Annotated in this window: 15 protein-coding genes and 1 other RNA gene; 7 read left to right on the top strand and 9 right to left on the bottom strand. The window is 70.5% G+C overall.

The window, feature by feature from the left end:
• Positions 1-69: 69 nt before the first annotated feature.
• Entirely contained in the window at positions 70-765 is a 696-nt protein-coding gene (gene psb29 / locus VB738_RS05185) for a photosystem II biogenesis protein Psp29 (protein WP_323304732.1), read from the top strand.
• Here the strand turns inward: psb29 and VB738_RS05190 are convergent.
• The 3 genes from VB738_RS05190 to petN form a co-directional block, all read right to left on the bottom strand.
• Positions 728-2,128 (bottom strand): hypothetical protein, encoded by a 1,401-nt coding sequence (locus VB738_RS05190; RefSeq protein ID WP_323304733.1) that lies wholly within the window; start codon positions 2,126-2,128, stop codon positions 728-730. The genes psb29 and VB738_RS05190 overlap by 38 nt on opposite strands.
• Before the next feature lie 186 nt (positions 2,129-2,314).
• The gene (locus tag VB738_RS05195; RefSeq protein ID WP_323304734.1) at positions 2,315-2,479 is read right to left on the bottom strand and encodes a hypothetical protein; all 165 of its coding nucleotides are present in this window, start codon (positions 2,477-2,479) and stop codon (positions 2,315-2,317) included.
• Positions 2,457-2,558 carry a cytochrome b6-f complex subunit PetN gene (gene petN / locus VB738_RS05200; protein WP_015108283.1) on the bottom strand — a complete coding sequence of 34 codons (102 nt, stop codon included), beginning with the start codon at positions 2,556-2,558 and terminating at the stop codon, positions 2,457-2,459. Before petN ends, VB738_RS05195 begins: the two co-directional genes overlap by 23 nt.
• Positions 2,559-2,621: 63 nt before the next feature.
• Between petN and clpS the strand changes: the two genes are divergently transcribed.
• Together clpS and VB738_RS05210 are read left to right on the top strand one after the other, a co-directional pair.
• Positions 2,622-2,915 carry an ATP-dependent Clp protease adapter ClpS gene (gene clpS, locus VB738_RS05205; protein WP_323304735.1) on the top strand — a complete coding sequence of 98 codons (294 nt, stop codon included), beginning with the start codon at positions 2,622-2,624 and terminating at the stop codon, positions 2,913-2,915.
• A 9-nt stretch (positions 2,916-2,924) separates the two neighbouring features.
• Entirely contained in the window at positions 2,925-3,200 is a 276-nt protein-coding gene (locus VB738_RS05210) for a DUF2103 domain-containing protein (protein ID WP_323304736.1), read from the top strand.
• Here VB738_RS05210 and VB738_RS05215 read toward each other — a convergent pair.
• The 4 genes from VB738_RS05215 to VB738_RS05230 form a co-directional block, all read right to left on the bottom strand.
• A complete protein-coding gene (locus VB738_RS05215; RefSeq protein ID WP_323304737.1) occupies positions 3,154-3,594 on the bottom strand; it encodes a hypothetical protein in 441 nt (146 codons plus the stop codon). The two genes, VB738_RS05210 and VB738_RS05215, sit on opposite strands and share 47 nt — an antisense overlap.
• A gap of 59 nt (positions 3,595-3,653) precedes the next feature.
• A non-coding RNA gene (ssrS, locus tag VB738_RS05220) (6S RNA) lies at positions 3,654-3,836 on the bottom strand.
• Between the two features lie 15 nt (positions 3,837-3,851).
• Positions 3,852-5,165, bottom strand: a complete 1,314-nt coding sequence (locus VB738_RS05225) for a 5-(carboxyamino)imidazole ribonucleotide synthase (protein ID WP_416233152.1) — start codon at positions 5,163-5,165, stop codon at positions 3,852-3,854.
• 28 nt (positions 5,166-5,193) lie between these two features.
• Complete coding sequence (locus tag VB738_RS05230) at positions 5,194-6,090, bottom strand: sugar ABC transporter permease (protein ID WP_323304739.1); 897 nt, start codon at positions 6,088-6,090, stop codon at positions 5,194-5,196.
• Between the two features lie 82 nt (positions 6,091-6,172).
• On the opposite strand from VB738_RS05230, the gene recQ reads away from it, so the two are divergent.
• The 3 genes from recQ to VB738_RS05245 all read left to right on the top strand — a co-directional run bounded on the left by recQ (position 6,173) and on the right by VB738_RS05245 (position 10,404).
• Positions 6,173-8,005 (top strand): DNA helicase RecQ, encoded by a 1,833-nt coding sequence (recQ, locus tag VB738_RS05235; RefSeq protein WP_323304740.1) that lies wholly within the window; start codon positions 6,173-6,175, stop codon positions 8,003-8,005.
• 26 nt (positions 8,006-8,031) lie between these two features.
• Entirely contained in the window at positions 8,032-9,171 is a 1,140-nt protein-coding gene (gene aroB, locus VB738_RS05240; protein ID WP_323304741.1) for a 3-dehydroquinate synthase, read from the top strand.
• Positions 9,172-9,309: 138 nt separating this feature from the next.
• Positions 9,310-10,404: a DUF4912 domain-containing protein gene (locus VB738_RS05245; RefSeq protein WP_323304742.1), complete on the top strand. Its 1,095-nt coding sequence runs from the start codon at positions 9,310-9,312 to the stop codon at positions 10,402-10,404.
• Positions 10,405-10,410: 6 nt separating this feature from the next.
• Here the strand turns inward: VB738_RS05245 and VB738_RS05250 are convergent, their stop codons facing one another.
• Positions 10,411-10,596, bottom strand: a complete 186-nt coding sequence (locus VB738_RS05250; RefSeq protein WP_323304916.1) for a hypothetical protein — start codon at positions 10,594-10,596, stop codon at positions 10,411-10,413.
• Positions 10,597-10,743: 147 nt separating this feature from the next.
• Positions 10,744-11,922 (bottom strand): class I SAM-dependent methyltransferase, encoded by a 1,179-nt coding sequence (locus VB738_RS05255; RefSeq protein WP_323304743.1) that lies wholly within the window; start codon positions 11,920-11,922, stop codon positions 10,744-10,746.
• Positions 11,923-11,978: 56 nt separating this feature from the next.
• On the opposite strand from VB738_RS05255, the gene VB738_RS05260 reads away from it, so the two are divergent.
• On the top strand, positions 11,979-12,863 hold the full coding sequence (locus VB738_RS05260; RefSeq protein ID WP_323304744.1) for a TPM domain-containing protein: 885 nt from the start codon (positions 11,979-11,981) through the stop codon (positions 12,861-12,863).
• Positions 12,864-12,867 lie beyond the last annotated feature (4 nt).

The raw sequence follows: 12,867 nt of genomic DNA on the forward strand, positions 1-12,867 counted from the left end.
TCCTACCCAGCCGCCGATCGGGTCGAGTGCCTGCAGCGCTAAGGTCGCAGCAACGAAGAATCCAACCGCGTGAGCGCTGCTCTCACCGTCGCCGACAGCAAACGCGCCTTCCATGGCGCCTTCCCCCATGTCATCGGTCCTCTCTACCGGCGCATGGTCGACGAATTGCTTGTGGAGCTCCACCTGCTCAGCCGTCAGAAGGGTTTCCAGAGTGATCCCCTGTTCGCCGTCGGCCTCGTTCAGGTCTTCGACGGCTTTGCCCGGGGTTATCGCCCCGAGTCCCAGAAGGGCCCCCTCTTCGACGCCCTGTGCGCCTCCTCCGGCTACGACGGCCCCGAGCTGCGCCGCCAGTGCAATGACGCCCTGACCGCCATGGGTCGCCACAGTCAGGCCGATGTTCGCCAGTGGATCGAGCGCCAGGGGGAGGGGGCGCCGGCGCCGGTGGCCACCGCGCTCGCCGGCATCCGCCGGCCCGACTTCCACTACTCCCGCCTGATGGCCGTCGGCCTGCTGGCCCTGCTGGAGCAGGCCCTGGCCGACGACGCCATGGAGCCCCAGGCCCTGCGGCAGCTGGCCCACGAGATCGGAGCGTCGATGGGTCTGCTGCGCGACCGGCTTGACAAGGACCTCGCCCTCTACGCCAGCAACCTTGAAAAGATGACCATGGCCGTGGAACTCATGGAGGAGACCGTGGCCGCCGAGAGGCGGCGGCGGGAGCGTCAGGGTGTCAGCGGCTCACCTGAAGGCGTCCCTTCAGCCAGCTGAGGCCAGCGCCACCGGTGGTGGATTCGCCGGGAACGGCCTCCATCCACAGGTGGTCGGCACGACGCACCAGCTCCGGCAACGGTTCGGGCAGCAGGCCCAGCTGGTCGAGCCCCCTGGGGCGAACCCGCAACCAGAGCTCGCCGCTGGCCGGGGCACTCGCCCCCGCCATCGCCATGGTCTGCCAGCGGCCGGGCACCGGACCGAGGAACAGCAGCAGCTGGGGCGAAGGCCCGCTCTCGCCGATCCAGCGCCACCCCCCCAGCACCACCCCGTCCTTCCGACTCCAGGTGGCGGCCAGCGCCTGGGAGGTCGTCGTGGCGCCGGGGCCATCCTCCAGCCCCTGGGCCTGCAGGGCACGGGCCAGCCCCAGCAGCAACTGGCGCCAGCCCTGGCGATCGGCCCCCACGGCCACCTGGAGCTCGAGCGAGGCCTGGAAGGGACCGCTGGCCTGGGGCTGGAGCCGCAGCCGGAACGGGGAACGGCGCAGCAGCGCGAGTCCCTTGGTGTCGATGCCGTAGCGGGCCGCCAGGGGATCCCGGATGAGCTGGCGGGCCAGCAGCCCGCGGAACAGCTGCTCGAGGGAGGTGCCCTGGAGTTCCAGCAGCTGATCAGCGGGCAGGGGCGGCCTCGAGGAGGGAGGCAGCTCCATGGTTCTCAAGCTGCCCGCCGGGCCGGCTGCGGCGGGGCGGTCGGAGGCTTCGCCTCGCCAGCGCACCTCGGAGGACTCCAGCGAAAGGGACAGACAGCCCTCCTGATAGGCCTCCAGCAGGGGGGCGAGGGGCCCCACCAGCGCCCCGAGTCCAGAGGCGTTCCAGAACACCCCCTGGCCGCTCTCCAGGCGGGGCAGGCAGGCGCTGAACAGTCCGCGGCCAGCGCGCTGGTCCGGCCGCAGCTGGTCCTGCAGCAGGCGCCGGGAGAGGGGATCGGGTGCCAGCACCAGCAGATTCCCCACCCGCAGGCCATCGGCAGGCAGGGGCCTCCGGGCTCCGGCGCCAGTGGTCTCCTGCACCACCAGGTAGGCGCCGCCGTCGGTGTGGGGTCCCCAGAACTGCCACCAGGTACGGCGTTGCTCGCGCCAAAGCCGGGTGGCGGGGACCTCCCCGAGGCGCTCGCGCCAGAGCGCCGGAACCGGCCGTTCGGGGCTGGCGGGAAAGCTCTGCAGCAGGCTGCTCACCGCCATCAGCTGTTCGAGTCCCTGGGCCCGGGGCCGGGGCCAGCGCCACAGGGTCAGGCTCGGCAGCAGCAGCAGCAGCAGCAGGGTGACCGTGGTGAGCGGCAGGGGCGGCAGCAGCAGCTTCCGGGGCAGGCGCGGCAGGGCCGAGGCCACCACGGAGCGGCGCAGAGTATCGAACGGGCCGCTCATGGAAACGCCGTCTGGATGAAGCCTGGGAAGGTGGGGTGCGGCGTCTGCTCCCTTGATTGCTCCGTGGTTGGTGACCACGCCAGATACCGGCGGCTCCGGACGCTGCGCGTGGCCCAGGGCTGGACGGAGGGCCTCTGGGGGGCCGGATCGGCCGGATTCACGCCGAAGGCACCGTGGGGGCCCCCATCAGCGGTTACGGCCCTCGCTGGCGCGGCGCCGACGCCGGTCCCGCCATTCGACGGTGGAGAGATAGATCACGCCCACGCTCACGAAGAGAAGCAGGGCAGAAGCCAGGCCCGCCAGCAGGGTGGTGGTGGGGAAGGCCAGATCAGAAACCGATGCTGTTGTCACCGTTGCGGCCCCACACCACCATGGCGATCGAGAAGGTGAAGATGGCCGCCAGGGCGGACCAACCAAGGGTGATCAACATCGGGCCCGGTTCAAGACTCCGCGCATGTTACCTACGCTGGTGACCGGCAGCCGTTGCAAGCCCATGGTCGTCGCCCCCTCGAGAAGTCCCGCCCCGATCGCCCAGCGCCGGTCCGAGCACTACCCCGGTGTCAACGTGATCGTGCTCGACGACGACGTCAACACCTTTCAGCACGTGGTCGAGGTGCTCGTGCGCCATCTGCCCGGCATGCAGCCTGATCGGGCCTGGGAGCTGGCCCACCGCATCGACGGCGAAGGGTCGGCGGTGGTCTGGAGCGGCCCGCTCGAGCAGGGGGAGCTCTATCACCAGCTGCTTTCCGCCGAGGGGCTGACGATGGCGCCCCTGGGCCAAGGCTGAGCTGCACCCATGGCTCGGCTGGTGATCACCCACAGCACCTACGTGGAGGGCCTGATCCCCTTGCTCAGGAGGCTGGCAACCCTGCCGGAGATCGACACGATCACCCCGGCGGTGATCACCCGGGTCCGGGGCCGCAGCGCCGGCCTGCGGCTGCGGGTGTCGAGCCCGATCACCGGAGGCCACAAGCTGCTGGCCCGCCGCGGCAGTACGGCCCAGGAGGTGTTCGTGGTCACCCGGCTCAGCCGGGATCAGCTGCAGGAGGAACTGGATCGGCTGACGAACTGAGCAGGCTGGTGGGAGCCACCCGTTCATAGACGGCCGGGGTGCCGAACCGGCCATAGGCGCCACTGTCGCGGAACCAGCTCGCCCCGGGCACCTCCTGCAGATCGCCGGGGTGGAGTCCCCAGCGGCGCTCCAGGTAGGCCCCGGCAGCGTCCGGATCGAAGCGGGACTGGCCCCAGGCCACGATCGCCAGCGCCAGGGCCCGGATCCGCAGGGCGCCACCGGCACTTTCCTGGATCTCCTCCTCCAGCAGGAAGGTGCGGAACTCGCTGCCGGACTCCCCTTCCAGGGGGTATTTCTGGAGGTAAAGCGCCCGGGCTCGCGGGAACACCGGACCCGGGGCGCGGGCGAGCAGGCGCTCAAACGCTTGCTGGAAGCTCGAAGGCTCGCTGTTCACGGCGGCGGGACAACCTGTCCCCAGCATGCCCGCACGGGGCGATCGGAATGGGATGAAAAGGGTGGACCGCCGTGCCGTCTTGCCCCAGTGTTCGACCTGGATGAACCAGAAGGGGAGTCAGGGGCGGGGCTTCGTTTCCGGCATGGAAGCCGGTTTACGTTGCCTTCGCTGAAGACTCCCCGTGTCGAAAGGGAGTCAGATCAGAAAACTGTGAAAGGCAGTCACCAACACAGCAGTCCAGTCCCATCCTAGGCGGGTCAGTGGGGCAGCGGCCAGATGGCCCGCACCTCGGCCAGCAGCCGCTGCCGCTGCAGCTCCCGCTCCTCCGGCCTGCTGCCATCCAGCAGCAGGGTGAGATGGCCCAGCTTGCGGCCCACCCCACCGCCCCGCTTGCCGTACCAGTGCAGATGGGCTCCCGGAAGCGCCTCGAGCGCCCGGCGGCGCGGGAGCTGGTCGTCATCACCGGCCTCCGGCGCCAGCAGATTGATCATCAGGGCCCCGGGCACCACGGCTTCGGTGGAGCCCATGGGCAGGCCAGCAACAATCCGCACCTGCTGGGCGAACTGGCTGGTGCGGCAGGCCTCGATCGTCAGATGGCCGGAGTTATGGGTGCGGGGGGCGAGCTCGTTGACCTGCAGCCCCGCGGGCCCGTAGAAGAACTCGATCGACAGCACCCCCACGTAATCCAGGGCGGTGAGCAGGGAAGCGGCCACGTTTCGGGCGAACACCTCCACCCGGTGGTCCACCGGTGCCGGGAAGAGCACCCAGTCGCAGACACGGTTGTGCTGGTGGGTCTGCACCAGGGGGTAGCAGGCCACCTGTCCCTGCCGGTCGCGGCAGGCCACGAGCGCCAGTTCCTGCCCGAAACCCACCAGTTCCTCGAGGATCCAGTCGTCCGGCTCGACGCGATCGAGCAGCTGCTCGAGGGCCCCCAGGTCGGCCACTGGAACCGTGCCCCGGCCGTCGTAGCCGCCCCGGCTGGCCTTGGCCATCAGGGGAAAGGCGAAGCCGTCGGGGAGGCGCGGCACCGCCGGCGTCTGCAGTGGGCGCGCTGGGCCCGCCGGCGAAATCCCGTCGGTGTCGCCGGCAGGGGGGAGGGGCGGATCCGGCTGGAGCACATCGGCCAGCGGGCACCAGCGAGGGGCGGGCAGATGCAGATCGCCGAGCAGCCGTCGCTGGCCCGCCTTGCTGACCAGGGGCTGAAGGGCGTCGAGGCCCGGCAGGAATCGCAGAGCGGGTCCCTCCAGGGCCCGCAGGGCCTCGAGGGGAATCCACTCGTTCTCGAAACTGATGGCGCCGCAGCGATCGGCCAGCTCCCGGGTGGCGCTCACGTCATCCACCGGGGCCAGCACCACGCTGGCGGCGGCACGGGTGGCCGGATCCTCGACACCGGGCGTCTGCACGTGCACGGCGACACCGAGATCGCCGGCGGCCTCGGCCAGCATCCAGGCCAGCTGGCCGCCGCCGACGATGCCGATGGCGTCGATCGGTGACGGCGTGGCCTGGGGAAGGGGGTCCGCGATGATCTGCACCCTGGGGTTGGTGGCTGGAAGCGGCAACCAGCCTGCCATCAGGGCGTCGAGACCCCCTGGCGAGGGATCACTGGAGCGGGTTCTCGGCGGCGAAGGCGTAGCGGAGAAGGCTGAGCAGCAGCACGATCAGGAAGAGGGCCAGCCCCACGGTGCAGGCGTAGCTGATCTCCAGCTCGGAAAAGGCTTGGTCATAGACGTAGTAAACGATCGTGCGGGTGCTGTCGGCCGGCCCCCCCTGGGTCATCAGGTAGACCTCCTCGAACACCTTGGTGGCCCCGATCGCCGAGATCACCGCCACCAGGGTGATGTAGGGCCTCAGCAGGGGCAGGGTGATGTCCAGATGCCGCCGCCAGCCCTCGCTGCCGTCAAGGGCCGCCGCCTCGTAGAGATCGGCGGAGATCCCCTGCAGGCCGGCCACGAAGATGACCATGTAGTAGCCGAGGCCCTTCCAGAGGGTCACGAGCATCACCGAGGGCAGGGCCAGGCCGGTGGAGGTGAGGAAGCCGATCGGTGAGAAGCGATCCCCCAGCAGGGCACCGAGCCAGCCGTTGACCAGGCCGTTCTCGGCGTAGAGCCAGCGGAAGGCGATCGCCGCCACCACGAGCGACACCAGCACCGGGGTATAGAAGGCGCCCCGGAACCAGTGGATGCCGGGCAGCTGGCGGTTGACCAGCACCGCCAGGGCCAGGGAACCGAGCACGATCGGTGGCACCACCCCCACCAGATAGAGAAAGGTGGTGCCCGTGACCCGCAGCAGCATCGGGTCCGCCAGCAGGCGGCGGAAGTTGGCCAGCCCCACGAAGGTGAGCGGTTCAGCCACATCGAGCCCGGTGCGGGTGAAGCTGATCACCAGGGCCATCGCCGCCGGGATCAGCACCGAGACGGCGAGCAGCACCAGGGCGGGGGTCAGGAACGCCCAGGCGGAGCGGGTGGCTGCCGGTGCGGCGGGAGTGGGTCGGGCCATGGGTGCATCCTGCCGGAGCCGGGGCGTTGCACAATCGGAACCGAGGCAGGAGCCCCCTTGGTGCCGCCCCACCCCTTTCCCCATGACCCCAACGCCGACGCCGAAGCAGGTGCTGCGGGAGGTCTTCGGCTACGACGCCTTCCGGGGCCCCCAGGCCGCCATCGTCGAGCACGTCTGTGCGGGGGGGTCGGCCCTGGTGCTGATGCCCACCGGTGGCGGCAAGTCGCTCTGCTATCAGATCCCGGCCCTCTGCCGGCCGGGCACGGCGGTGGTGGTGTCACCCCTGATCGCCCTGATGCAGGACCAGGTGGGGGCCCTGCGGCAGGCGGGCGTGCGGGCGGCCGCCCTGCATTCGGCCGAGAGCGGCGCCTCGGCCGCCGCCACCTGGCGGGAGCTGCAGGCCGGCGGGCTGGATCTGCTCTACGTGTCCCCGGAGCGACTGCTGAACGGTGATCTGATCGAGCGGCTCGCCGATCTGCCCCTGGCCCTGTTCGCCATCGACGAAGCCCACTGCGTCTCCCAGTGGGGCCACGATTTCCGGCCCGAATACCTGCAGCTGGCGGTGCTTGCCGAGCGCTTCGGCACCGTTCCCCGCATCGCCCTCACCGCCACCGCCGATCCGCGCACCCGAACCGAGATCGTGGCGCGCCTGGGCCTGGAGCAGGCGGCGGTGTTCCTGGCCAGCTTCGATCGGCCCAACATCCGCTACCTGCTGCGGGACAAGAGCGAGCCGAAGCGCCAGCTGCTGGAGTTCCTGGCCAGCCAGCGGGGCCACGCCGGCATCGTCTATGCCCGCTCCCGCAAGCGGGTGGAGGAGTTCGCAGCCCTGATCAAGGCCGAGGGGCATGACGCCCTGCCGTATCACGCCGGCCTGGCGGCGGAAACGCGCAGCGCCGCCCTGGAGCGCTTCCGCCATGGCAGCGGCGTGATCGTGGTGGCCACCATCGCCTTCGGGATGGGCATCGACAAGCCGGACGTGCGCTTCGTGGCCCATGTGGACCTGCCCAAGAGCCTGGAGGCCTACTACCAGGAAACGGGCCGGGCGGGCCGCGATGGGCTGCCCGCCATCGCCTGGATGGTGCACGGCGCCGCCGACGTGCCACCGCTGCGCCGCTTCATCGAGGAGTCCGACGCCGATCCGGCCCAGAAGCGCATCGAGCACGGCCGGCTCGACGCCCTGATCGGCTTCGCCGAAACCTCCAGCTGCCGCCGGCGGATCCTGCTCGACTATCTGGGTGAGACGGGCAGCGGCGACTGCGGCAACTGCGACGTCTGCCTGGAGCCGAGCCAGGCCGTGGATGTGACCGAGCCGGCCCGCAAGGCCCTCTCCACCGTCTACCGCACCGGCGGACGCTTCGGGGCCGCCCACCTGGTGGACGTGTTGCTGGGGGGCGACACCACCCGGATCCGCAGCCTTGGCCATGACCGGCTGGGGGTGTATGGGATCGGCAGGGAGCTGGACCGGCTGCAGTGGCGCAGCCTGTTCCGCCAGCTCACCGCCAGGGGCTACCTGGTGGCGGCGGCCGATGGCCACGGTGGCCTGCAGTTCGGCCCCGATGCGCTGGTGCGGCCGCTGCTGCGGGGGGAGTCGCGCCTGGAGGTGCGGCTGCCGCCTCCGGCCCGGGAGCGGCGTGGGGGCCGCTCCCCTTTGGGCAGCGCGACGCCATCGGCCATCCCCGAGTCCGTCGATCCGGAACTCCTGGCGGCCCTGAAGGCCTGGCGGCTGGAGCAGGCCCGGCAGCAGCGCCTGCCTCCCTATGTCGTCTTTCACGACCGCACCCTGGTCGCCATCGCCGAACGCCGCCCCGCCTGCCTGGATGAGCTCGCCGGCCTCACCGGGATCGGCAACGCCAAGCTGGCCAGCTACGGGGAGGCGGTACTGGAGGTGGTCCGGCGCCTGTCGCCCCAGGCCTAGCCTCGGACCACCCTCGCCCCATTCACGTGCCGCAGGAGTCCCGCACCATCACGGTGTCCCTCGCTGCCGATCCCTACCCGGTCCTGATCGGTGGGGGCCTGCTCGGGGATCTCGGGTTCTTCCTGCTGGAACGGGGGATCCCGAGCGGCACCAGGGTGCTGATGGTGACCAATCCCGACGTGGAGGCGTTCCATGGCGCTCGGGCCCTGCAGAGCCTGGAGGCCTCCGGCTTTGTGGTGCGGACGCTCGTGATCGAGGCGGGTGAGGAACAGAAGAACCCCGCCACGGTGGCGGCCATCCACGACGCCGCCTTCGCCCACCGCCTGGAGCGGAGCTCCCTGATCGTCGCCCTCGGCGGCGGCGTGGTGGGGGACATGGCCGGCTTCGCCGCCGCCACCTGGCTGCGGGGCATCGCCGTGGTGCAGGTGCCCACCACCCTGCTGGCGATGGTGGATGCGGCCATCGGCGGCAAGACCGGCGTGAACCACCCCGGCGGCAAGAACCTGATCGGCGCCTTCCACCAGCCGAAGCTGGTGCTGATCGATCCCCTGGTGCTGGCGACCCTTCCGGAGCGGGAGTTCCGGGCCGGCATGGCGGAGGTGATCAAGTACGCCGTCATCGGCGACGGGATTCTGTTCCGGGATCTGGAGGCCGCCGCCGAGCGGGATCCCAGCGGGGGCCTGGCCAGCCGGGACGCCCTCGGCCCGGTGCTCCTGCAGCGGCTGCTGGAGCGTTCCGCCGCCGCCAAGGCCCGGGTGGTGGCGGCTGACGAACGGGAAGGGGGATTGCGGGCGATCCTCAATTACGGACACACCCTGGGGCATGCGGTGGAGAACCTCAGTGGCTACGGCACCTGGCTCCACGGCGAGGCCGTGGGTCTGGGCATGCTGGCGGCCGGTGACATCGCCGTGGCCATGGGACTCTGGAGCCAGGCCGATCAGGACCGCCAGCGACGTCTGATTGCGGCCGCCGGTCTGCCCATGGACTGGCCGGACCTGGATCCCGAGGCGGTGCTGGTCTCCCTGCAGGCGGACAAGAAAGTGCGCCAGGGGAAGGTGCGCTTCGTGCTGCCCACCGGTGTGGGCTCGGTCACGATCCGCGACGACGTCGATCCCACCACGATCAGGGCCGCCCTCGCGGTCGCCACTTCGATCGGCGCCCCCTGACATGGCAGCCCGATCCGGGGGGCTCCTCCTGGCATCGCCGCGCCGAAGCGGGGTTCAACCGTGGTCTTTCGCTGACAGGGAAGGCGCGATCCCCGCGGATCAGAGACCATCACCGGAAGGTTTTATTCACCACGGCCCATGAGAAGTCGTCCCAGCCGGTTCAAAAACATCCTGAGCCAGCCCCTGCGACGACTCGGCGCCCTGGCCAGAACCATCGGGCTTGGTGGCCAGGGGGAGACGGCCAAGCCCGATCCATCCGCGTCCGTGGTGGAGCAGACCGCCTCCGCCACGCCACCGGCAACGACGCTCTCCAGCCCTGACCCCGCGCCCCAGGCGTATGGCGGTGGAGGCAGTTGGGTGGCCTTCGTTCCCCGTGATCCCCAGTGGTCGCAGGTGCGCTGGTTCGTCGAGCCGGCCGACCGCAAGCGGGCCCTGGCCGAAGGGGCCACCCAGCTCTGCCTGCGTGTCGCCGACGTCACGGGCCTTGATGGCGGCTCCACCCATCCCCACACTCTCCAGGAGGTGGTGGTCGACAGCCAGGCCAGCGAGTGGTACCTCCCGGTGCCCCTGTCCGGCCGCGATTACCGGGTGGAGCTGGGCTTCCGCAAGGGCGGCAGCGGCGGCTGGATCTCCATGGCCTTTTCCGCCACCGCCCATGTGCCCGATCTGGACGGACCGGCCCTGACCACCCCTGATCCCTTCGTTGCCTTCTCCATGCCCCCCACCGCCGAGTCGGCGCCTGGGGCAGTCCCGGCCCGGGAGATCGTCAACGATCTCCACGAAAGGCTCTACCAGAGCGCCACCAGCCCCTGGCGCCGCCTGGGCCGCGGCTCGGAGGCCTTCCACGAGATCGATTCCGCCGCTGGTCTCGCCGGCGGCAGTGACTTCTCCGCCTCCGGCGCCGGCCCCTGGGCCTCCGGCCGCAGCGGTTCCGGCATCGGTGGGGTGGCTCCCCGCCAGCGATCCTTCTGGCTGGTGGCCGATGCCGAGCTGATCGTCTATGGCGCCACCGATCCCTCCGCCCGGCTCAGCATCGGCGGTGAGGTCGTTCCCCTCTCCGCCGACGGCACGTTCCGCCTGCAGGTGCCCTTCCGCGACGGCCAGCAGCTCTACCCGATCGAGGCTCTGGCGGCCGATGGTGAACAGAAGCGCAGCATCACCATGGAGTTCCGCCGCACCACCCCCCACGCCAACGTCAATCCCCGCGACGAGGCCCAGTCGGAGTGGTTCTGAGCGGCCTCAGTGGCTCTCCCGCAGCTGCTCAGTGCAGATGGTGATGCAGTCACCGTCATCCAGGGAGCAGGTGGTGATGCAGGCAAAGTAACGCTCAACGGGGTCATCGTTCAACGCCCCATTGGCAGTCAGCTGATCACTGCCAGGAGCCATGGCACGATCACCCGCTTGATCACCCAGAAGCCTGTCCATGGCCGCTCCTCTGCAAGTCGTTTCAACCTAACCTCAACACCTGATGTCGCCTGAAGGATTGAGCAGGAATGCTCAATCTTATGTGTGGGGATGTAACGCGGGGCCAAGAAGTACAGGCACGCTGAAGTCCCGCGAAGCTCACTGGATTCATCCCGAAGGTGGCCTCAGGAACAGGGGCTCCGTCGCCGGGGTCGGAGTCTCGCCGTCCCGGCGCAGGGCGATCCAGCGGAACTCGCCGAGCCCGGCGGGATCCACCAGCCGCAGCAGGGTCTCCCTGCGCTGCAGCAGGTCCGTCAGCGGCGTGCCGCATTCCTGCTGGAGGTCATGCAGACGCTGGGCCAGACCGAGGGCCAGCAGGGCTTCCCCCTGGCGGCAGACAGCCAGGGGCTGCCAGCCTCCGGCCCGGGAGGCCGCCTCCAGACTTTCCAGGCAGAGGTGGGCGGTCAGGTCCCAGTGGCCCGGCTCGCGCAGCGGGTCGTCGCTGGCCCGCTGACGGCGGTAGGCCATGAGGGTGCCGTTGCTGCGTTGGGGCGCGTAGTAGCGCCGGGCCTCGTGGGCGTAGTCGATCACCAGCAGCCAGCCCTGGGCCAGGGCTCCGGCGCAGGCGGCCAGCCAGGGGGCCAGGCCGGGATGGAGCTCGCTGCACCAGCCCTCTGGACGGCGTTCGTCGAGGGGCAGCAGTCCAAGGTCGGCCAGCGGGTCGAGCAGGGCCCCGGAGAGGGGCTCACCGGCCTCCAGACGCAGCCCCCCGTCCTCCAGTACGACCCTCTGCCGGCACCAGTGGTGACCCCGGCGCTCGATCCGCTCCACGGCCAGGGCGTCGAGCACCTCGTGGGCCAGCACCACGCCGCGCAGCGGTGCGCCCGCCAGGGACCGCACATCGGCCCAGCGCACGGGCATGGGGCAGGAGGCGAGCCGCCGGCGCTGGCGCTCGGCCATGCCGGCATTCGGCTCCACGAGCACCAGCTCGGTGCGCCCGGCCAGGGAGGGCCAGCCGGCCAGGAGCGCTTCGGCCAGCTGCTGGGCCAGCTGCCCCTCCCCCGGTCCGGTCTCCACCAGGGCCAGGGGTTCGTCGGGGGGGAGCAGGGACAGCCATTCGGCCACTTGGGGTGCCAGCAGGCGGGCGAACTCCTCGCCCAGGGAGGGGGCTGTGGCGAAATCACCCCCGGGGCCGATCTGGAGCCGGCCGCTGCCATAGGCGCCGTGCTCCGGATCGTGCAGGGCCCAGTTCATGTAGTCGAGGAACGGCACCGAACCACCCGCTGCGCGCAGTCGCTGGGCCAGCCAGTCGGGAACCGGCGGGGTGCCGGGGTGGGTCGTGGTCACGCGGCGTCAAGGGGACTCGGTGAGAATGCTGACCGATGGACGATGGAACGATGGTGATGGCGGCAGCGACGGCGGAGACGGTGGCTCGGCAACGGCGCGGGGGAGGGCAGCAACGGCGCGGCGCCCTGGGACGGCGGCTGGGTGCCGCCCTCGCCACCGCCTGCCTCGTTCTCGTCACCTGGGTGCTGCCGGGCCCCACTGGCCCTGCCCTGGCGGCGGACAACCCCCAGCTGCTGCCCGATCACCCCACTCCGGTGATCGACCTGGCCAAGGCCCTCACCGATGGCGAGCGGGGGGCCCTGGAGAGCGAACTGGAGGATTTCGAAGCCACCAGCGGCTGGAAGCTGCGGGTGCTGACCCAGTACGAGCGCACCCCCGGCCTGGCGGTCAAGGGTTTCTGGGACCTTGACGAGCGCAGCCTGCTGCTGGTGGCCGATCCCCGTGGCGGCAACCTGCTGAACTTCAACGTCGGCGAAGCCCTGTTCGCCCTGATGCCCCGCACTTTCTGGGTGGAACTCCAGACCCGCTACGGCAACCAGTTCTATGTGCGGGACCACGGCGAGGACGGATCGATCCTCTCGGCCATCCACGCCGTGAAGGGGTGCCTGGCGATCGGCGGCTGCCAGGTGGTGCCTGGCCTGCCCCAGGAGCAGTGGATCCTGACCCTGTGCACGTCCATCCTGGGCGGGCTGATCGTGGGGTTCGCCGCCTTCCCCCGCCAGGAGGGCCGCCGGGTGGAATGGACCTGGGTGTTGCTGCTCTCGCCCCTCTGGGTGATCCTGTTTGTCGCCCTGGGCATGGGACCGATCATTACCCGCACCCACGACGTGCTGCCGCTGCTGCGCAATGTTCTGGGGTTTCTCGGTGCGGCGGTGCTGGCTTACCTGATCGCCCAGAAGACCCTCGGAGGGGTAAGGCTGGAGGGGAAGGGGGAGGGGTAAGCGC

This window comes from Cyanobium gracile UHCC 0139 (genome assembly GCF_034931325.1).
Lineage (GTDB): Bacteria > Cyanobacteriota > Cyanobacteriia > PCC-6307 > Cyanobiaceae > Cyanobium > Cyanobium gracile_B.